Source organism: Streptomyces pyxinae (assembly GCF_024756275.1).
GTDB lineage: Bacteria > Actinomycetota > Actinomycetes > Streptomycetales > Streptomycetaceae > Streptomyces > Streptomyces pyxinae.
In genome coordinates this window covers 285,324-305,144 of record NZ_JANUGQ010000002.1, presented here as the reverse complement: position 1 = coordinate 305,144, position 19,821 = coordinate 285,324, and the positions used below count along the sequence as shown (strand labels likewise).

The 19,821-nt window shown below is 76.2% G+C and carries 18 protein-coding genes; 6 read left to right on the top strand and 12 right to left on the bottom strand.

The annotated features are described in order from the left end of the window. The 3 genes from NX801_RS04235 (at position 1) to NX801_RS04225 (ending at position 3,315) form a co-directional block, all read left to right on the top strand. Complete coding sequence (locus NX801_RS04235; RefSeq protein WP_258785537.1) at positions 1 to 1,050, top strand: NAD-dependent epimerase/dehydratase family protein; 1,050 nt, start codon at positions 1 to 3, stop codon at positions 1,048 to 1,050. Next, positions 1,047 to 1,898: an endo alpha-1,4 polygalactosaminidase gene (locus NX801_RS04230; protein WP_258785535.1), complete on the top strand. Its 852-nt coding sequence runs from the start codon at positions 1,047 to 1,049 to the stop codon at positions 1,896 to 1,898. Before NX801_RS04235 ends, NX801_RS04230 begins: the two co-directional genes overlap by 4 nt. A gap of 232 nt (positions 1,899 to 2,130) precedes the next feature. Then, positions 2,131 to 3,315: a phosphodiester glycosidase family protein gene (locus NX801_RS04225; RefSeq protein ID WP_258785660.1), complete on the top strand. Its 1,185-nt coding sequence runs from the start codon at positions 2,131 to 2,133 to the stop codon at positions 3,313 to 3,315. A 53-nt stretch (positions 3,316 to 3,368) separates the two neighbouring features. On the opposite strand, the gene NX801_RS04220 is transcribed toward NX801_RS04225, so the two are convergent. The 4 genes from NX801_RS04220 to NX801_RS04205 all read right to left on the bottom strand — a co-directional run bounded on the left by NX801_RS04220 (position 3,369) and on the right by NX801_RS04205 (position 6,677). Continuing rightward, positions 3,369 to 3,563, bottom strand: a complete 195-nt coding sequence (locus tag NX801_RS04220; RefSeq protein WP_258785534.1) for a hypothetical protein — start codon at positions 3,561 to 3,563, stop codon at positions 3,369 to 3,371. 511 nt (positions 3,564 to 4,074) lie between these two features. After that, positions 4,075 to 5,055, bottom strand: a complete 981-nt coding sequence (locus NX801_RS04215) for an NADPH:quinone oxidoreductase family protein (protein ID WP_258785532.1) — start codon at positions 5,053 to 5,055, stop codon at positions 4,075 to 4,077. Between the two features lie 156 nt (positions 5,056 to 5,211). Next, the gene (locus tag NX801_RS04210; protein ID WP_258785531.1) at positions 5,212 to 5,832 is read right to left on the bottom strand and encodes a helix-turn-helix domain-containing protein; all 621 of its coding nucleotides are present in this window, start codon (positions 5,830 to 5,832) and stop codon (positions 5,212 to 5,214) included. A gap of 89 nt (positions 5,833 to 5,921) precedes the next feature. Further along, positions 5,922 to 6,677 (bottom strand): PIG-L deacetylase family protein, encoded by a 756-nt coding sequence (locus NX801_RS04205; protein WP_258785529.1) that lies wholly within the window; start codon positions 6,675 to 6,677, stop codon positions 5,922 to 5,924. 96 nt (positions 6,678 to 6,773) lie between these two features. Here NX801_RS04205 and NX801_RS04200 point away from each other — a divergent pair, with 96 nt between their 5' ends. Beyond that, positions 6,774 to 7,937 (top strand): ABC transporter ATP-binding protein, encoded by a 1,164-nt coding sequence (locus NX801_RS04200; RefSeq protein WP_258785527.1) that lies wholly within the window; start codon positions 6,774 to 6,776, stop codon positions 7,935 to 7,937. Positions 7,938 to 8,264: 327 nt separating this feature from the next. Here NX801_RS04200 and NX801_RS04195 read toward each other — a convergent pair whose 3' ends face one another. The 3 genes from NX801_RS04195 to NX801_RS04185 are packed head-to-tail and all read right to left on the bottom strand — an operon-like array spanning position 8,265 to position 10,785. Beyond that, complete coding sequence (locus NX801_RS04195) at positions 8,265 to 9,332, bottom strand: ABC transporter substrate-binding protein (protein WP_258785526.1); 1,068 nt, start codon at positions 9,330 to 9,332, stop codon at positions 8,265 to 8,267. Continuing rightward, on the bottom strand, positions 9,329 to 10,003 hold the full coding sequence (locus NX801_RS04190; protein ID WP_258785525.1) for an ABC transporter permease: 675 nt from the start codon (positions 10,001 to 10,003) through the stop codon (positions 9,329 to 9,331). The genes NX801_RS04195 and NX801_RS04190 overlap by 4 nt, the downstream gene beginning before the upstream one ends. Next, positions 10,000 to 10,785, bottom strand: a complete 786-nt coding sequence (locus tag NX801_RS04185; RefSeq protein ID WP_258785524.1) for an ABC transporter permease — start codon at positions 10,783 to 10,785, stop codon at positions 10,000 to 10,002. Before NX801_RS04185 ends, NX801_RS04190 begins: the two co-directional genes overlap by 4 nt. A gap of 247 nt (positions 10,786 to 11,032) precedes the next feature. On the opposite strand from NX801_RS04185, the gene NX801_RS04180 reads away from it, so the two are divergent. Next, positions 11,033 to 13,162: a transglycosylase domain-containing protein gene (locus NX801_RS04180; protein ID WP_258785523.1), complete on the top strand. Its 2,130-nt coding sequence runs from the start codon at positions 11,033 to 11,035 to the stop codon at positions 13,160 to 13,162. A gap of 240 nt (positions 13,163 to 13,402) precedes the next feature. On the opposite strand, the gene NX801_RS04175 is transcribed toward NX801_RS04180, so the two are convergent. The 3 genes from NX801_RS04175 to NX801_RS04165 form a co-directional block, all read right to left on the bottom strand. Beyond that, positions 13,403 to 14,689, bottom strand: a complete 1,287-nt coding sequence (locus NX801_RS04175; RefSeq protein ID WP_258785520.1) for a MalY/PatB family protein — start codon at positions 14,687 to 14,689, stop codon at positions 13,403 to 13,405. 160 nt (positions 14,690 to 14,849) lie between these two features. Beyond that, positions 14,850 to 15,185: a YnfA family protein gene (locus tag NX801_RS04170; RefSeq protein WP_258785516.1), complete on the bottom strand. Its 336-nt coding sequence runs from the start codon at positions 15,183 to 15,185 to the stop codon at positions 14,850 to 14,852. Between the two features lie 100 nt (positions 15,186 to 15,285). After that, a complete protein-coding gene (locus NX801_RS04165) occupies positions 15,286 to 16,770 on the bottom strand; it encodes an MFS transporter (RefSeq protein WP_258785659.1) in 1,485 nt (494 codons plus the stop codon). A gap of 323 nt (positions 16,771 to 17,093) precedes the next feature. Between NX801_RS04165 and NX801_RS04160 the strand changes: the two genes are divergently transcribed. Continuing rightward, positions 17,094 to 17,846, top strand: a complete 753-nt coding sequence (locus tag NX801_RS04160; RefSeq protein ID WP_258785514.1) for a DeoR/GlpR family DNA-binding transcription regulator — start codon at positions 17,094 to 17,096, stop codon at positions 17,844 to 17,846. Positions 17,847 to 17,928: 82 nt separating this feature from the next. On the opposite strand, the gene NX801_RS04155 is transcribed toward NX801_RS04160, so the two are convergent. Next, positions 17,929 to 18,813 carry a class II fructose-bisphosphate aldolase gene (locus tag NX801_RS04155; protein WP_258785513.1) on the bottom strand — a complete coding sequence of 295 codons (885 nt, stop codon included), beginning with the start codon at positions 18,811 to 18,813 and terminating at the stop codon, positions 17,929 to 17,931. Then, positions 18,810 to 19,703: an SIS domain-containing protein gene (locus NX801_RS04150; protein WP_258785511.1), complete on the bottom strand. Its 894-nt coding sequence runs from the start codon at positions 19,701 to 19,703 to the stop codon at positions 18,810 to 18,812. Before NX801_RS04150 ends, NX801_RS04155 begins: the two co-directional genes overlap by 4 nt. Positions 19,704 to 19,821 lie beyond the last annotated feature (118 nt).

The window sequence follows — 19,821 nt, the reverse complement described above, 5'->3', positions numbered from 1 at the left end:
ATGCGCATCCTCGTCCTGGGGTTCACCGGATACCTGGGCGGGCACGTCGCCGGACAGCTGCGCGCCCAGCCGGGGGTACGGCTGTCCGTCGGCGGCCGCTCCCCCGGCGCCCCCGCCACCGGAGGCCCGGCCGGCCGCACCGGCCGGGCCGGGCCGGTGCCCGAGCTGGTGGCCGATCTGGCGACGGTCCGGCCGGACCGGCTCGCCGCCGGCCTCGCCGCGCTGGCGCCGGACGCCGTGATCAACTGTGCGGGCGCCGTCGCCGGTGACCCGGTCCGGCTGGCCGAGGTCAACGCCCGGGGCCCGGCCGTGCTCTGCGCGGCCCTGCGGGAGGCCGCCCCCGGGGCGCGGCTGGTGCACCTCGGCTCGGCGGCGGAGTACGGGCCCGGCGCCCCCGGCGAGCCGGTCACCGAGGACGCCCCGACCCGGCCGGTGGCGCCGTACGGGGCGACCAAGCTGGCCGGCACCGTGGCGGTGACCACCTCCGGTCTGGACGCGGTGGTGCTGCGGGTCGGCAACCCGGTCGGCGCGGGCGCCCCGGCCGGGGGGCTGCCCGGGGGGCTGGCGCTGCGGCTGCGCCGGGCGGGCGACGGGCCGGACGCCGTCCTGCGGACGGGTGACCTCTCGGCGTACCGCGACTTCGTGGACGCCCGCGACGTGGCCCGGGCGGCGGTGCTGGCGGCCACCGCCACCGGCCCGCTGCCCTCGGTCCTCAACGTGGGCGGCGGCGGGGCCGTTCCGGTGCGGGAGCTGGTGCACGGGCTGGCCCGCGCCGCCGGGTTCCGGGGCCGGATCGAGGAGGCGGGCGGCGACCGCGACTCCGCCCGGTCGGCGGGGGTCTCCTGGCAGTGCTCCGACATCACGGCCGCCCACCGGGCGCTCGGCTGGACGCCCCGGTACGGGCTGGCCGACTCCCTGGCCGACCTCTGGGCGGCGACGGGCCCGACCGGTCCGGCGGGCACGGCAGGCGGGGCGGGCGCGCCAGATGCGGCCGGCGCGGCGGGTGCCGGTTCCCCGGCGGCCTCCGGGCTGGTGGCGGAGGGAACATGAGGAACACCGCGCCGGAGGCCCGGCCCACGGGCCTCCCCCGCCGGCCGCCACGCGCCAGGGTGGTGCTCGGTGCCCTGCTGGCCGGTCTGCTGCTCCTGGTGACGGCCTGTTCACCCGGCACCACCCGCCCCGACCGCCCGCCGACCGGGGGGCGCTGGCTGCCCCGGCCGGGCACGCCCTGGCAGTGGCAGCTCGACGGGCGGGTCGATCCACGGCCCGACGTCCCGGTCTACGACATCGACGGCTTCGAGAACGACGCCGCCGACGTGGCCCGGCTGCACCGGGACGGCCGCAAGGTCATCTGCTACATCAACGCGGGCGCCTGGGAGAACTTCCGCGCCGACCACGACGCCTTCCCGGCCTCGGTACGGGGCCGCCCCAACGGCTGGAACGGCGAGCGCTGGCTCGACATCCGGCGGCTGGACGTGCTCCGGCCGCTGATGGAGGCACGGTTCGACATGTGCCGGGCCAAGGGGTTCGACGCGGTGGAGCCCGATCTGCTGGACGCCTATCTCAATGACACCGGGTTTCCGCTGACCGCGGCCCATCAGCTGGCCTACAACCGGATGATCGCCCGGATCGCCCACCAGCGCGGGCTCTCGGTGGGGCTGAAGAACGATCTGCCGCAGATCCCGGCGCTGGTGGGGGCCTTCGACTTCGCCGTCAACGAGGAGTGCGCGCAGTACGGCGAGTGCGCCCGGCTCCGGCCGTTCGTGACGGCCGGGAAGGCGGTGTTCCACGTCGAATACGCGCTGACCACCAAGGAGTTCTGCGGCGAGTCGCGCCGGCTCGGTCTGTCCTCGATGCGGAAGAGACTGGCGCTCGACACCTGGCGGCAGCCCTGCTGACCGCCACCGGGTCCCCTGCGACCCCTCCCTGACACGAGCTCAGCACCACCCGAACGGCGACCGGTTACGTCATAAGTCGTCCGTTCGGGCGGTTTCGCGGGGCGCCGGTGGCGGGCAGCTTCTCCGCGATCCGGGCCCGAGCGTCGGGCCGACCCGAGAGCCTGGGGGAACCGTGACCGCAAGAGGCCGCCATATCGCGCTGCCGGGTGCCCGGACGCGCGTGCTTCTGCTGATGCTGCTGCTGGCCCTGGTGGGCACCGGGGTGGCCGGGGCGCCGCCGGCCGCGCCCGCGCCGGCCGGGGCCCGGGTGGCCGGGGGCGTGACCTACCGGCAGTTCGACATCGACTCGCCCCGGGGCACCGCCCGGGCGCATCTGCTCACCGTGGACCTGGACGTGCCCGGGGTGTCCGTCGGGCTGCTCTACCCGGGCAAGGTCGCCGCCCGGTCGGCGCTCTCCGCGCTGGCCGACGGGGCGAACGCGGTCGGCGGGGTGAACGGCGACTTCTTCCACCTCTCCGAGACCCAGCACCCCGGCGTCGAGGCGACCGGCGCCCCGGTGGGCCCGGCGGTGGTGAACGGCCGGGCGCTCAAGGCGGCCGTGCCCAAGGGCCAGCGTTTCGGCCCCTCGCTGCCGCCCGGTACCAACCCCCGTCAGGTGCTGGGGGTCGGCACGGACGGCCGGGCCCGGGTCGGTGAACTGACCCTCGACGGCACGGTGACCACCCCGGACGGCTCGCTGCCGCTGGGCGGACTCAATCAGTACGCGCTGCCGGTGGGCTCGGTCGGCCTGTTCACCGCCGACTGGGGCACCCCGTCCCGGGTCCGGGCCACCTGCGGCACCGACACCCGGCGGGACGCCCCGTGCAGCACGGAGACGTACGAGGTGACGGTGCGCGGCGGCGAGGTGGTGGCGGCGGCCGCCACCCCGGGCCGGGGCGCGATCCCGGCCGGCACCCAGGTACTGGTGGGCCGGGAGGCGGGCGCCGCCCGGCTGCGGGAACTGTCCGTCGGCGACCGGGTGTCGGTGCGGTACGCGCTGGTGGGGATCGGCGCGGCGGCGTTCCGGTTCGCGGTGGGCGGCTTCCCGGTGCTGCGGGGCGGCCGGCCGCTGGACGGCATGGACACGGTAGCGGCCGCCGTGCGGACGGCGGCCGGGACCAGGGACAGCGGGCGGCGGTTGCTGCTGCTCGCGCTGGACGGCGGGACCGGGTTCCGGACCGGGCTGACGGTGGTGGAGATGGCCGGGGTGATGCGGGACCTGGGTGCCGTGGACGCGGTCAATCTGGACGGCGGCGGCTCCTCCACGCTGGTGGCACGGGCGGCCGGGGCCGACCGGGTGAGCGTGCTCAACCATCCGAGCGGGGGCGCCCAGCGGCCGGTGCCCAATGGGATCGGGGTCTTCGCCCCGGCCGGGTGACCCCGTCCGGCCGGCGGCGGGGGCGGGAGCGGGGACGGGGACGGGCGAGCGGGTCAGGGCCTGAAACCGCTGACCACGTCCGCGGTGGCCGAGACCCCGTTGTAGATGGTGGGGGCGAGGCTGGTGCTCGCCAGGAAGAAGCCCAACAGGGCGCAGACGATGGCATGGGAGAGCTTCAGCCCGCCGTTGCGCAGGAACACCACCGCCAGGATCACCAGAAGCACCACCACGGAGATGGATACGGCCATGTGTCGCCCTCCTCGGCCAGTCGCCGCGGCCGGGTTGCGCGGCGGTCGGCGGCCAGTCTGGCGGAGCCGGACTGCCGTCCGGGCGTACGGCACGTCCGCCGAACGGGTGGGAAAACGTGATGGTCCGTTACCGGAGTGAGCCGGCGACGTACCCGCCCGGTCACCGGAGAGCCCGGTCCGGTCGGATTCTGTCGGGCCCGGCCGGGAGCGGTCCCGCCCCGGCGGCCGGTCACCCCCGCCTCCCTCCCCGGCAGCCGGCTCCGGTCGCCTCCGCCCCTCCCCGGCGGCCGGTTCCGGGCCCCGGGCGCTGGGCTCCGGGCGCTGGGCTCCGGGCGCTGGGCTCCGGGGAGGGTCGCCGCGCCGGAGCCGTGCCGCCGGAGCCCGCGGGCCGGCCGGTCCGGCCGGATCGGCCGCGGGCGCACCGGCGTACCCCGGCCGGCCCCGGAGCGCCGCCGGGTGACGGCTCCGGGCCCGGACGGGCTTCCGTACGAGCGGAGCCGGCCCCGGGCGGTCAGCTTCCGGCGCCGTCCCCGGCGGCCGGGGGCAGCACGACCAGGCGTCCGGTCGTCGTCCCGTCCGCGACCCGCCGCACCGCGCCGGCCGCGTCCGCGAAGCGGGCCCGCTCACTGATCAGCGGCCGGATCAGGCCCCGGGCCGCGTAGTCGGTGAGCGTGTCGTGGCAGCGGCGGACGGCCTCGGGGTCGTACCGCTGGTACAGCCCCCAGTGCAGCCCGAGGATCGCGTAGTTCTTGATGAGGGCGTGGTTCAGCGCGGGCGCGGGGACCTCGCCGCCGGCGAAGCCGACCACCACGATCCGGCCCTCGAAGGCGACGCACTTCGCCGACTGGCGGTAGGCGTCGCCGCCGACCGGGTCGTAGACGACGTCCGCGCCGCGCCCGCCGGTGGCCTCCTTCACCGCCGCGACCACGTCCTCCCGGCGCCGGTCCACCACCACGTCGCAGCCCAGGGAGCGGGCCACGGCCGCCTTGTCCGCGCCGCCGGCGACCCCGATCACCCGGGCCCCGGCGGCCTTGCCGAGCTGGACGGCCGCGCTGCCCACCCCGCCCGCCGCCGCGTGCACCAGCAGGGTCTCGCCCGGACGCAGGGCGGCCCGGCGGTGCAGCCCGAACCAGCCGGTCTGGTAGCCGATGTGCAGGGCGGCCGCCTCGGCGTCGTCCAGCGCCTCCGGGGCGGGCAGCACCCCGGACGCGTCGGCCACCGCGTACTCGGCCAGCCCGCCGTGCGGCAGGGCGGCGGTGGCGATCACCCGGCGTCCGTCGGCGGTCTCGCCGCAGATCTCCACACCGGGGGTGAAGGGCAGCGGCGGGCGGATCTGGTACTCGCCCCGGCAGAGCAGCGCGTCCGGGAAGTTGATGTTGGCGGCCCGCACCCGCAGCAGCAGCTGTCCCGCGCCGGGCTCCGGCCGCGCCGTCTCCTCCAGGCTCATCACCTCGTCCGGCTCACCGGTCCGGTGGACTCGCCATGCCTGCATCCGGGGCCTCCGTGAAGGGTCGGGACGGCAGCGCGTGGGAGCGCGCGCCGGGCACCGCATACTAAGCGGTCGCTCGTACCGTCGGACAGGCCCCGTCCGGGCCCACGGGCCGCCGGGCGCCGGCTCAGGACCCGGGGGGTCCGGCGCGGACGTGGCTCAGGACGTGCGGGGCCGGGGCCGGGCGCGGACATGCATCCGTTCGCCCTGCGGGCCGAAGAGGCTCAGGAACTCCACCGGCCGCTCCCCCGCCGGGCCGAACCAGTGCGGCACCCGGGTGTCGAACTCCGCCGCCTCGCCGGGCTCCAGGATCAGATCATGCTCGCCCAGCACCAGCCGGAGCCGTCCGGAGAGGACATAGAGCCACTCGTAGCCCTCGTGGGTGCGCGGATCCGGGGCCCCGGCGCCGCCCGGGTGCTGGATGATCTTGTACGCCTGGGTGCCGCCGCGCCGGCCGGTGAGCGGCAGCATGGTGCGTCCGTGCCGCACGATGGGCTCCGCCCGCACCCGGGGGTCGCCCACCGGCGGGGCGCCGACCAGTTCGTCGAGCGGTACCCGGTGGACCCGGGCGAGCGGCAGCAGCAGTTCCAGGGTGGGGCGGCGGCGGCCCGACTCCAGCCGGGAGAGGGTGCTCACCGAGATGCCGGTCGCCGCGGACAGCTCGGTCAGGGTCGCGCCCCGGTCCTTGCGCAGCCTGCGGAGCCGGGGGCCCACCTCGTGCAGTACGGCGTCCAGCGGGGCCTGGTCCGGGGCCTCGTCCGGGGCCTCGTCGTCGCTCATGGCGCCAGGGTGCCCGGCGGCTTGCGGGAGCGGCAAGCTTCTTTGCCGTTCCGGCGAAAACGCGGCGGGCGGGTGCCGGCGGCCGGGGCTCAGCGCGGGAAGAGCTCGAAGGCCACGGCCGGGCGGCCGCCGAACCGGGCGGCCGTCGCCCCCGCGGTGCCGGTCAGGAACGCGCGACAGTACTCCTCCGGGTCCTGGTCGGTCAGCGCCGTGAGATAGGCGCGGTGCTCCAGCAGTGAGCGCACCGCCCGCTCCATGCCGGGCTCCGCCGGTACCGCGTGGGTGGGCGTGGCGGAACCGGCGACGGCGACCCAGCGCACCCCGTCCCAGGGCTCCAGGCCCGCGGCGGTGAGTTCGGGGAAGATCCAGCGGTTCCCGGCGTCGCCCGCCGCGTCCAGGGTGGCGCGGCCGACGGCGACATGATCCGGGGTGTTCCAGACGGTGCCGCCCCAGGTGTCCCGGTGATTCAGGGTGATGACCAGCTCCGGCCGGTGGCGGCGGATGGCGGCGGCGATGTCCCGGCGGAGCCGGGGGCCGTACTCGATCACCCCGTCCCGGTGGCCGAGGAACTCCACCTCGGCCACCCCGACCACGGCCGCGCCGGCCCGCTGCTCGCGTTCCCGGAGGGGCCCGCACTCGTCCGGGGCCAGGGTGTCGATCCCCGCCTCGCCCCGGGTGGCCAGCGCGTACGCCACCTCCCGGCCGGCGTCCGTCCAGAGCGCCACGGCGGCGGCGCAGCCGTACTCCAGGTCGTCCGGATGGGCGACGACGGCGAGGGCGCGGTGCCAGTCCTCGGGCATGGGCTCCAGCGGGGCGTCCGGCCGTCCGGACGGGTGCGCGGTCATGCCCGCAGGATAGGCCCCGGATGATCATCCCGCCGGGGCGGGGCGGAGGCGCCGGTCCCGTGTGCGGGCCGGGGCGGGCGCGCCTACCGTGGTCGCATGATCCTGTTCGAGCAGGTCAGCAAGGTGTACCCGGACGGGACGACCGCCGTGGACGGTCTCTCCTTCGAGGTCGCGGAGGGCGAACTGGTGACCCTCGTCGGGCCGTCCGGCTGCGGCAAGACCACCACCATGATGATGGTCAACCGGCTGATCGAGCCCACTTCGGGCCGGATCCTGGTCGGCGGGGAGGACATCGCCGGCACCGATCCGGTCGCCCTGCGCCGTCGGATCGGCTATGTCATCCAGCAGGTCGGGCTGTTCCCGCACCGCACGGTGCTCGACAACGCCGCCACCGTGCTCACCCTCACCGGCCGCCGGAAGGGGCCGGCCCGGGCCCGGGCGGCGGAACTGCTGGAGCTGGTGGGACTCGACCCGGCGACGTACGGGTCCCGCTATCCGGCCCAGCTCTCCGGCGGGCAGCGGCAGCGGGTCGGGGTGGCCCGGGCGCTGGCGGCGGACCCGCCGGTGCTGCTGATGGACGAGCCGTTCGGCGCGGTCGACCCGGTGGTGCGCGAGCGGTTGCAGAACGAGTTCCTGCGCCTCCAGGCGACCGTGCGCAAGACGGTCCTGCTGGTCACCCATGACATCGAGGAGGCGGTGCGGATGGGTGACCGGATCGCCGTCTACGGGGCGGGGCGCATCGAGCAGCTCGACACCCCGGCGGCGGTGCTGGGCGCGCCCGCCAGTCGGTATGTCGCCGAGTTCGTCGGGGCGGACCGGGGGCTGAAGCGGCTCTCGGTCACGCCCATCGAGCCGGGCGACCTGGAGCAGCCGGCGGTCGCCCGGCTGGACGAGCCGGCCCCGGTGGCGGCGGGCCGGCTGCGCGCCGAGGGCGCCCGCTGGGCGGTGGTGCTCGATGCCACCGGCGAGCTGCACGGCTGGGTGGCGGCCGACGCGCTGGCGATCGCGGGCGAGGAGGGCCGGGTGCGGGACCTGGCCCGCCGGATGGAGGCGTGGGTGCCGGTCGGGGCGCCGCTGAAGCGGGCGTTCGGGGAGATGCTCCAGCACGACGCCGGATGGGTGGCGGTGCTGGACGGCTCACGGTTCGTCGGGGTGCTGACGCCGGGTCTGCTCCACGAGGCGCTGCGCCGCTCGGTCGGGGCGGACGCCCGGGGGGTGCCGCGCGGGACGGTGGACGTGGACTCGGTGTCCGACGCCTGAGCGAGGGGCCCGAGCCGGAGGCGGGGGCCTGGCCGGGCGGGGCGCCGGGCCGAAGGCCGGAACCAGGGGCCGTCCGGGAGCCCGGGCCGGGGGCCTGAGCGGGGCGGGAAGCCGAGCAGGGCGGGAAGCTGGGCCGGGGGCGGGGGCGGGGAGCCGAGCAGGGGCCGGGGGCCCGGGCCGGGGCCGGGAAGCCGAGCAGGGGCCGGGCGGGCCCGGGCCGGAGCCGGGTGCCGGGTCGCGGCCGCCGTCCGGGGCTGGGCAGGCCGGGACCGGCGTACCGGTGGCGGCGGGGCCGTCGGGGACCTCCGTACCGGTGGCCGCCCGGGGTCAGGGCAGCAGGCCCTTGGCGGTCAGATAGTCGCGGGCCACGTCCTCGGGCAGCCGCCGCCAGCTGTCCACCTGCTCGTTGAGAGCGGCCAGGTCGGCGGTGGTGAGCACCGGGCGGAGCGCGTTCAGTGCCCGGGCCACCCCGGGGCCGCCTGCCCGGGCGCGGTTGACGACCGGGACGAGGTAGTCGGCGTTCTGGAGGTGCTTGTCGTCGGCGAGCAGGACGAGGCCGAAGCCGTCCAGGGTGGCGTCGGTGGTGGTGGTCAGCACCAGCTGGTCCCGGCCGTCCCGGACCGCCTGTTTGGCCTGGGTGGTACCGACGCCCTTGGGGTCGACGGCGGTGATGTCGATGGCGTACACCCGGCGGAGCCCCGGCGCGCAGTACGGGCGCCGCACGCACTCGTCGCCCGCCGCCAGCCGGACCGGCAGTCCGGCCCGCCCCAGGTCGCTGAGGTTTCTGAGCCGGTGCTCGCGGGCGTACGTCTCCGTCACCGCGAAGGCGTTCTGGTCGACGGCCCGGCCCGGTTCGAGGACGGTCAGGCCGCGCGGGGCGGCGAGCCGGCGCAGCGCGGTCATGGTGGCGGTGAGGTCGGGGGATCCGACGGTGGCCGCGTCCGGGCCGTTGGCCTTGGCGTTGAGCCAGTCCGCGAAGGTGGCGGCGTACTCGGGCACCACATCGATCCGGCCGCTCTCCAGGGCGGGTTCGTACAGCTCCCGGTTGGTGACGGTGAGAATGCCGGTGCGGTAGCCGGCCCGCCGGAGGAGCAGGGCGTACATCCGGGCCAGCAGCTCGCTCTCGGTGAAGCCGGCCGTGCCGATGGTCAGGTCCCGGCTGTCCCCGGGCGGGGCGGTGACCTGGCCCCGGTTCTCCAGGGACGGCCCGGTGGCGCAGCCGGTGAGCGCCAGCAGCAGCCCGGCCAGTACGGCCCTCCGGCGGGCGGACCGCCCGGGGGTCCGGCCGGCGGGCCGGTCCGGCGCCCGGCAGACCGTCCCGGGGCCCGGCGCCCGGCGCGCGGACGCCTCCGGCGGACGGCCGGGCGGGGCGGGCGCCCGGCGGGGGCGCCTCATCCCGTACCGCCGCCCGGGTGGGCCGAGGCGAACCGCTGCACCAGGGCGAAGGCGCCCTCCACCAGCAGCGCGAGCCCCGCGACCAGGAAGGCGCCGGCGATCACCTGCGGGGTGGAGGCGGTGTTGAAGCCCGCCGTGATGATCCGGCCGAGGCCGCCGCCGCCCGCGAGCGCGGCGACGGTGGCGGTGGCCACCAGTTGGACGGCGGCGATCCGCACCCCGGTGAGGACCAGCGGCAGCGCCAGCGGGAGTTCGACCCGGAGGAGCAGCTGGCGGCCGGTCATGCCCATCCCCCGGGCCGCCCGCACCACGTCCCGGTCCACGCCGCGCATCCCGGTGTACCCGTTGGTGAGCAGCGGCGGCACGGCGAACAGGACGAGGGCGATCACGGTCGGCCAGGAGCCCCAGCCGCCGATCGGGCTGAGCAGCAGAAGCACCAGCACGGCGAAGGTGGGGACGGCCCGGCCCGCGTTGGCGAGGTTGACGGCGAGCGCCCCGCCCCGGCCGAGGTGGCCGAGGACCAGGGCGACGGGCAGCGCGACGGCGCAGCTGAGGGCGAGACAGACGCCGGTGAGGTAGAGGTGCTCGGCGAGCCGGTGGGCGACGCCGTCCCCGCCGGACCAGTGGGCGGCGCTGGTGAGCCACTCCCAGGCGGCGCCGAGGGTGGTCATGCGACCGGCTCCGTGCGCTGCGCCGGCTCCGTCGGCCCCGTCGGCTCCGCGGACTCCGCCGGCTTCGGTGGCGCCGGCGCCCGCCGGGGCCCGGCCCGCCCCGGCCTGCCGCCTCGCCGGGTCCAGGGAGTGAGCAGGCGCTGGACGAACAGGAGCAGCAGATCGGCGGCGACGGCGATGACCACGCAGAGGACCGAGGCGGTGAGGACCTGTGCCTTGAAGTAGGTGTTCATCCCGGAGTAGATGAGGTTGCCCAGACCCCCGAAGCCCACGATGGCGCCGATGGTGGCCAGTGAGACGGCCGAGACGGTGGCGATCCGCAGGCCGGCCATGGCGGTGGGCAGGGCGAGCGGGAGTTCCACGGCGAGCAGCAGCCGTACGGGGCCGTAGCCCATCCCCCGGGCCGCCTGCCGGGTCTCCTCGGGGACGGCCCGCAGCCCGGCCAGGATGTTGCGCACCAGCAGGGTGAGCGAGTAGAGCGCCAGTCCGGCGATCACCAGGGTCGCGGAGAGCCCGTACACCGGCAGCAGCAGCGAGAACATGGCCAGCGACGGGATCGTGTAGAGCACGGTCGTCAGCCCCAGCACGGGCCCGGCCGCCCAGCGCAGCCGGCGCGCCGCCACGGCGAGCGGGACGGCCACCACCAGGGCCACCAGGACCGAGACCACGGTGAGATGGAGGTGCTGGAGGACGGCGTCCCGGAGGATCTCGCGCCGGCTGGAGAGATAGGCGCCGCAGATCCACTCATTGCGCGCGAGGCAGTCGTCGGGGGGCGCGGTCATGCCCTCCATTGCAGCCCGCGCCCCGCCGTGCCGCGCGTCCGGCTCGGCTGTTCGTGCGGCGGGGCCCTCCGCCCGGCGGGGCGGTGCGTACGGCAGGACTGCCCGTCCGGCGGGGCGGTGCGTACGGGGGCTGTTCGCGCGGTACGGCTCCGCCGCCCGCCCGGTACCGGCGGCTGAACGGGCGGGCTCCGGGCGCCGTATCCGGTGGCGGCGGATACCGGGAGGCGGGGACGTACGGAAGGGGTCGATGCGGGTGCTGCGCCGATGGGCAGGAGCGGGAGCGCGGGCGTGGGCGCGCCGGTGGCGTCTCGGCGGGCGGAGGGCGGGTGCCGGCGGGCGGGGCCCGGCCGGGACCGGACGGCGCTTCCGGGTCGACTATCCGCGCCGGGGGCGGCGCGGCCCCCTCCGCTGGCTGCCGTCCTGGCGCCAGCTGCTCGGGCTGGCCCTGCTCTGCTGCGCGGCGCTCGCCGCGCTGGTCGGCCGGGTGTACGCCTCGGTGAGCATCGAGGACGTGAACACGGCCTCCCGGGCCGAGGCCAATGTCTACTACTGGGCGGACGGCACCCAGATGGTGAGCGTGGGGCCGGTCAACCGCCAGAACGTGCCGCTCTCCGACATCCCGCCGGCGCTGCGGAACGCGGTGATCGCGGCGGAGAACGCCACCTTCGCCACCGACCCCGGATTCTCGGTGCGGGGGTTCGGCCGGGCGGTGGTGAACATGGTGCGGGGCGGGGAGGTGGAGGGCGGCTCCACCATCACCCAGCAGTATGTGAAGAACGCCTATCTGACGCAGGACCAGACGCTGGAGCGGAAGCTCAAGGAGCTGTGTCTGGCGGTGAAACTGTCCCGGTCGCTGTCGAAGGACGACATCCTCCAGGGCTATCTGAACACCAGCTGGTTCGGCCGGGACGCCTACGGGGTGCAGGCCGCCGCCATGGCCTACTACGGCACGGACGCCAAGGACCTCGATCCCCCGCGCGCGGCCCTGCTGGCCGCGCTGTTGAAGAGCGGCGAGCAGTACGACCCGTCCCGGGGCCCGGCGCACCACCGGCGGGCCGAGGCGCGGTGGCGGTACGTGCTGGACCGGCAGGTCGAGCTGGGCCTGATGTCCCGGGCGGAGCGGGCAGCGTACCCGGTCTTCCCCGAGCCGCGCCCCCGGTCGGTGGCCACCAGCCTGGCCGGGCAGACCGGCTACCTGGTGGACGTGGCCGACAAGTACGTCAGGAAGCGGACCGGGCTGACCACCGAGGAACTGGGGCGCGGCGGCTACCGGATCCGCACCACCTTCGACCGGGCGGAGGTGGAGCGGCTGCGGCGGACCGTGGAGCGGGTCACCGCCGAGGGGCTCGATCCGGCGCGCCGGACCGCGGACCGGGACGTGCAGATCGGCGCCGCCTCGGTGCGGCCGGGCGACGGGGCGGTGCTGGCGCTGTACGGCGGTGCGGACGCGACCCGGCACTTCACCGACAACGCCGACACCTCGGGGGTTCCGGTGGGCTCGGCGTTCAAGCCGTTCGTGCTGGCGGCGGCGCTCCAGCTCGGGGCGGGCCCGGCCGGCTCGCGGTCCGGCGACGACAGCGACGACGGCTCCGGCTCGGACTCCGGTGGCGGCAGTGGTCCGGACGGAGCCGGACGGGTGACACCGGACAGCTTCTACGATCCGTCCGGGCGCCTGACCGACCGGTCGCCGCAGGTGCTCCCGCTGCGGCCGGAGGGGGCGGACCCGGTGTCCGGCGCTGACCGGACGCCCACCCTGCGGGAGGCGCTGGTCCGGGACGGCGACGGCGTGTACCGCCGGCTGGGCGAGGACGTGGGGCTGGAGCGGGTGCGCGATCTGGCGGTCGGCACCGGTCTGCTGCCGCTCAGCATGGCGCCGCTGGAGCCCGGCTTCTCGGCCGGCACCTCGACGCCGAGCGCGGTGCGGATGGCGGGCGCGTACGCCACCTTCGCGGCGGGCGGGCTGAGCAGCGAACCGTACTCGGTGACGGCCGTGTCGTACCGGGGCGAGCCGCTGGAGGGGTTCGACCCGCCCCGGGGCGGACGGGTGCTCGACCGGGAGGTGGCCCGGGGCGTCACGGAGGCGCTGCGGGACGTGGCGGTGGACGCCGTCTCCCCCGAGGCGCTGCGGGCACTGCCGCCGGTGGCCGCCGGTCGCACGGAGGCGGACGACCGGATGCCCGCCTCCTGGTTCGTCGGCTACACGGACCGGCTCTCCACGGCGGTCACCGCCTTCCGCAGCCGGGCGGGCGAGGGCGGGCTGCTGCCGATGACCGGGACGGCGGGCGGTGACGGGGCGGAGGCCGGCTCGCTGCCGCTGCGGGTGTGGTCCGGGTACATGACCGGCGCGCCGGACGTGCCCGGACGGCGGACCGGATGACGGCCGGGCACGAGGTGGTGGCCGGGTCGGGACGGCGGCCGGGTGACGGCCGGGCCGAGGTGACCGCCGGATGCCCGACGGGCCGGGACGGCGGCCGGTGACGGACGAGCCGAGACGACGACCGGTGGCGGGCGCGGACCGAGACGAGGGGCCGGGCGGCGGGCGGGCCGGGCGGATATACGGGCCCGTCCGCGCCGGATGTCCGCCCGCGCCGGGTACCCGTCAGTGACCGGGCGTCCGTCAGTGACCGGACGGTGGCCCGCTTCCGCCGGCCGGCGCCCGGCCCGGGGCGGCGGTCGCCTCGGCCGCGGCGGCCATCCGGTGGACCGCCTCGGTGATCACCTCGGGCGAGGCGGCCAGATTGAGCCGGGCGTGGCCGGCGCCCCCGGTGCCGAAGACATGCCCGGGGGTGAGGGCGACCCGGCCGTGCTCCAGGAAGACGGCGGCCGGGTCGTCACCGAGCCCGAGTCCCCGGCAGTCCAGCCAGGCCAGATAGGTGCCCGGCTCCGCCGTGTACCGGACCCCCGGCAGCCGTTCGGCCAGCAGGCCGGTGAGCAGTTTCCGGTGGGCGTCCAGGGCGCGCAGCACCGCGTCGAGCCAGGGGCCGCCCTCGCGCAGGGCCGCGGTGTGGGCGAGGACGCCCAGGTGGCTGGGGCCGTGGGAGACCTCGGGCGGCAGCCGGGCCAGGTCGGCGGCGGCGCCCGGCCCCGCGACGGCGAGCGCCGCCTTGGCCCCGGCGAGGTTCCAGGCCTTGGAGGCGGAGAGCAGCGCGAAGGCGTCCTCGGTCCCGGGCACGGTGAGGTACGGCACGAAGGGCACCCCGGGGGCCACCAGCGGCGCGTGGATCTCGTCGGCCACCACCCGTACGCCGTACCGGCCGGCCAGGGCGGCCACGGTCGCCAGTTCCTCGGCGGTGTGCACGGTGCCGGTCGGGTTGTGCGGGCTGCACAGCAGATAGGCGGCCCGGCCGCCGCCGGCGGTGACCCGGCGGAAGGTGTCCGCCAGCCGCTCCGGGTCGACGCGGTGCCCGGGGCCGAGCGGAGCCTCCACGACCCGGCGTCCGAGGTGGCCGGTGAACAGGTAGAACGGCTCGTAGACGGGGCTGTTCACCACCACCGGGTCGCCGGGCCCGGTGATCAGCTTGAGCACCTCCACGATGCCCTGCATCACATCGGGCACCATGGCGGTGCGCTCGGCGGCGAGGTGCCAGCCCCAGCGGTCCGCGGCGAACGCCGCCAGGGCCTTCCCGTACGGGCCGCCGACGGCGTATCCGGTGTCCCCCAGGGCGACTGCCTCGGTGAGGGCCCGGGCCACCGGTTCCGCGAGCGGCACATCCATCTCGGCGATCCAGAGCGGGAGCACATCGGGCGGGTACACCCGCCATTTGGCGCTGGCACGGCGGCGCAGGTCGGCCAGCGAGAGTTCGCGGAACGGATCGGGACAGTGCCCGGGAGCGGCGTCCGGATCGGCGCCGGGGCGGGGACGGTCCTCCGGTGCGCGCCGCGGGGGCTGCGGTGTCGGCTCCATGGGCGGCGATTCTAGATCCGCCGCGGGGCGGTGGCACGGGGTGCGCGTCTCTTCCGGCCGGTTCCGGTACGGGTGGCCGGTCGGTGCGGGCAGGCGCCGGTTTTCCGGTGTCCGCCCGGCCGGGGCCCGGTCAGCGGCCCTCGGGGGGCGTGCGTTCCTGTCAGTGGCCCCGGGGGGCGTACATGATGACGGCCATGCCCGCGAGGCAGACCAGGGCGCCGAGCACGTCGAAGCGGTCGGGCCGGTAGCCGTCGGCCACCATGCCCCAGGCGAGCGATCCCGCGACGAAGACACCGCCGTACGCGGCCAGCACCCGGCCGAAGTCGGCGTCGGGCTGGAGGGTAGCGACGAATCCATACAGCCCCAGGGCGATCACCCCGGCCCCGATCCAGGCGAGCCCCCGGTGCTCGCGGACGCCCTGCCAGACCAGCCAGGCGCCGCCGATCTCCAGCAGGGCGGCGAGCACGAACAGGGCGAGGGAACGCATGATCGTCACACCCCGGAACTCTAGACGCGGGAATTTCGCCCGCGGCCTCCCGGGGCCCGCCGGGACCGGCGCCGGGGGCGGCCCGCCGCCGGCTGCCGCGCCCCCCGGCTCAGAGACCCGGGCCCGGCCCGGTGCCGCCCTTGAGGCGTTCGATGTCCGAGGGCCGGACCTGGATCACCAGCAGGGCGATCAGCGCGGCGATCCCCGCGAAGACCGCGGCCAGGATGAACGCCGTGGAGACGCCGTAGGTCAGTACCTGGTCGGCCAGGCGGCCGGGCAGCTCGCCGGAGCGCTGGAACCGCAGCCGTTCCTGCGGGGTGGCCCGGGCCAGGAAGGCGGGGATCAGCCGTGCCGCCTCGTGGGCGCTCGCCGTGCCGAAGACGGTGACCAGGATGGCGAGCCCCAGCGAGCCGCCCACCTGCTGGGTGGCGTTGAGCAGCCCGGACGCGGCTCCGGACTCGCGGACCGGGACATTGGAGAGGGCCATCAGCGTCAGCGAGACGAACATCATCCCCATGCCCAGGCCGAAGACCAGCATCGGCCCGAGCACCCCGCTCGCGTAGCTGGAGTCCGTGTCGATCAGCGTCAGCCAGGCGAGCCCGGCGGCGGCGAGCAGCGCCCCGGTCACCATGAAGGGCTTGGGGCCGAACCGGGGCAGCAGCTGGGAGGCGAGCCCCGCGCCCACCGCGATGATGGCGCTGACCGGCAGAAACGCCAGACCGGCCAGGAGCGGGCCGAAGTCCAGGACGTTCTGCACGAAGAGGGTGAGGAAGAAGAACATGCTCATCATGGCGGCGGCGAGACAGAGCATGATCCCGTAGGTGCCGGCCCGGTTGCGGTCGGCGAACATGTGGAGCGGGGTGATCGGGTTGCGGGAGCGGCGCTCCACGAGGACGAAGAGGACCAGGACCAGCAGGGCCACCGCGAAGGAGGCCAGAGTGAGCCCCTCGCTCCAGCCATCCTGGCCGGCGCGGATGAAGCCGTAGACGAGCAGGACCATGCCGGCGGTGGAGAGCATCGCCCCGGTGAGGTCGAAGTCGCCCGGGTGGCGCTCGGACTCCTTGATGCAGCGCGGGGCTGCCAGGGCGATGAGCACACCGATGGGCACATTGACGAAGAGCACCCATCGCCAGTCGAGCCATTCGACCAGGACCCCGCCGGCCAGCAGACCGATGGCGCTGCCCCCGGAGGAGACCGCCGCGAACACCCCAAAGGCCCGGTTGCGTTCGGGGCCCTCCTCGAAGGTGGTGCTGATCAGGGCGAGCGAGGTCGGGGAGGCGATGGCACCGCCGACGCCCTGGAGCGCGCGGGCGGCCAGCAGCTGCCAGGACGCCTGGGCGAGTCCGCCGAGGAGCGAGGCGGTGACGAAGAGCAGGATGCCGAAGACGAACACCCGGCGGCGGCCGAGGATGTCCCCGGCCCGGCCGCCGAGCAGCAGCAGTCCGCCGAAGGTGAGGGTGTAGGCGTTGACCACCCAGGAGAGATCGGTGGTCGAGAAGTGCAGCGCGCGCTGCATGTGCGGCAGGGCGATGTTCACGATGGTGATGTCGAGCACCACCATCAGCTGGCACGAGGCGATGACGAGCAGCGCCATGCCGTGGCCGCCGTGGCGTCCGGCGGGGGCGGCGGTCGTCGCCGGGGTCGGCCGTGGTCCGGTCATGGCATCCCTCGCAGGAGGGTCGGCGGACGTTCCGTACGGGCGGACGGCTCCGTCCGCCACCCACCCGACGGTACGGCCGGGCCCGTGGCCGTACCAGTCGATCACCAGTACGGCCCCCGGGCGTCCACACCGTGGCCCGGACGCGCCCCCACGACGAGTGCCGGGGCGCTGACCGGCTCGTATCCCGGCGGCGGGGGCCGGGGGCCGGGGGCGCGAACCGTAAACGCGCACCGGTACGCAGCGGATAAACTTCCCACATGCTCAAAAGTGATCGCCTGAACCGCATCCTCGACCATGTGTCGGCCGAGGGCAGCGCCGATGTCCACGAGCTGGCCGCGCTGCTGGACGTCTCCCGGGCGACCGTACGCCGCGACCTCCAGCTCCTGGACGAGCGGGGGCTGCTCCAGCGCACGCACGGCGGGGCGGTCACCGCGGCGTCCGAGCTGCCGCTGCGGCACCGCACCGGCCGGCAGCAGGCCGAGAAGCAGCGGATCGCCGCCGCGGCCGCGGCGCTGGTGCCCGAGGGGGCCGTGGTCGGCCTGACCGGCGGCACCACCGTCTCCGCGCTCGCCCGGGAGCTGGCCGGCCGGGGCGGGCTCACGGTGGTGACCAACGCGGTGAACATCGCCGCCGATCTGGTGGTCCGCCCGGACGTGCGGCTGGTGGTGGTCGGCGGCGAGGCCCGGGCGCAGAGCTATGAGCTGGTGGGCCCGTCCGCCGAGCGGATGCTGGACGAGTACCACCTGGACATGACCTTCCTGGGGGTGGACGGGCTGACCGTGGCCCACGGGTGCAGCACCCATGACCAGCTGGAGGCGCACACCGACCGGGCTTTCCTGCGGGCCGGCTCCCGGACGGTCGTGGTGGCCGACTCCACCAAGATCGGCAAGGTGACGTTCGCCCGGATCTGCCCGGTACGGGAGATCGGCACCCTGGTGACCGACGCGGCGGCGGACGGGGCCGAGCTGGCCGCCGTCCGCGCCCTGGGCGTCGAGGTCCTCACCGTCTGAACCGTCTGAACCGTCTGGGCCACCGGGCCCGGCGGCGGCACCGCTCACGGGCGGCGGCTCGCGGGACGGGAGCGATCCGGGGTCAGGCGGAGGCCACCGGGTCCCCGTCGCCGGCCGTCCGGCGGGCGCTGCCGGTGGCGCCCAGGACGCCCAGCAGCCGGGCCACCTCGGCGGCCATCGCCTCCCGGGCCGGGGCGAGATAGCGGCGGGGGTCGACCAGGGCGGGGGCGTCCCGCAGGGCGGTTCGGGCGGCCCGGGTGAAGACGGCGTTCAGATGGGTGGCGACGTTTATCTTGCGCATGCCGGCCGCCACCGCCGCCGCGAGGGTGTCGTCCGGCACGCCCGAGGAGCCGTGCAGCACCAGCGGGACCGGGACGGCCGCCCGGAGGGCGGCGACGAGGTCCAGGTCGAGCCGGGCGCTGCGCTCCGTCATCGCGTGCGAGGAACCCACGGCCACCGCCAGCGCGTCGACCCCGGTCCCGGCCACGAACGCGGCGGCCTCCGCCGGGTCGGTACGGACGCCGGGGGCGTGGGCGCCGTCCTTGCCGCCGATCTCGCCCAGCTCGGCCTCGACCCAGACACCCCGCTCGTGGCACCAGTCGGTGATCCGGCGGGTGGTCTCGACATTCTCCGCCCAGGGCAGCCGGGAGCCGTCGTACATCACCGAGGTGAATCCGGCGGCGACGGCGGAGCGGATCAGCTCCGGGCGGGTGGCGTGGTCGAGGTGGAGGGCGGCCGGGGTGTCCGACTCCCGGACGGCGGTCAGGGCGGCGGCGGCCAGCGGGGCGAGGGAGCCCCGGTAGGCGACGGCGTTCTCGCTGACCTGGACGACCACCGCGGAGCCGGCCCGGCCGGCCCCGGTCAGCACGGCCTCCAGCTGTTCGAGCAGCGCCACGTTGAACGCGCCCACCCCGTGCCCCCCCGCCTCGGCGGCGGCGGTGATGCGACCGGTGCCGGTGAGGCTCACGCGCCACCGCCCAGCACCACGGAGCGGGTGAGGTGCGGCGGGTTGTCCACATCCCGGCCCCGGGCGGCGGCGAGCGCCACGGCCACCCGCTGGACCAGTACCAGTTCGGCCAGCGGGTCGAGTTCCGGGCGCACCAGGCCGGCGCCGGTGGCGGCGATCTGCTCGGGGAGCCCGTCGGGCAGCGGGCCCAGGCTCCACACCGCCCGGCCGGGGGCCGCGATGCCGATGGGACCGTGCCGGTACTCCATGGCCGGGTACGCCTCCGACCAGAACGCCGCCGCTTCCCGGACCTTCAGCGCCGCCTCCTGGGCGAGCCCGTACGACCAGCCGGTGCCCAGGAACGTCAGCTGCCCGGCGCCGGTCACCGCCGGGTCGAGCTCCCGGGTCACGGCGGCGGCCGCGTCCGCGACGGCCCGGTCCGGGTGTCCGCCGAGATGGGCGCGGAGCAGCATCAGCTGGGTGGTGGGGAAGCGGGTCTGGACGACCGACCGCTCGTCCGCGTACTCCAGGGCGACCGTGGTGTCGGCCAGCGCGGTGACCGGCGACTCCGGCACGGCGGTGACGGCGGTGGTGCGGACGGTGCCGCGCACCGCCTCCAGCAACTGGAGGACCTCGGTGGTGGTGCCGGACCGGGTGAGCACCACCAGCCGGTCGTAGTGGCCGGGGCGCGGGGGCGCCTCGGAGGCGGCGAAGGCGTCGGTGGTCCCGTGGCCGGCCGCCTCGCGCAGCGCGGCGTAGGACTGCGCCATGAACCAGGAGGTGCCGCAGCCGGCCACCGCCACCCGTTCCCCGGCCGCCGGCAGCGCCGGCGCGTGGCGCGGCAGCTCGTCGACGGCGCGCTGCCAGCAGTCCGGCTGGGACGCGATCTCTTCCACGGTGTACGACGGCACGGGCCCTCCCTGGACGAAGCTCCGCCCCGGCCGGGGGCGTGGGTGTCACTGCTCGTGCGCAGGATCACGTTGCTCATTGCTGCGCACTTTCGTTTCTTTGTATCAGAAGTGCGCAGTC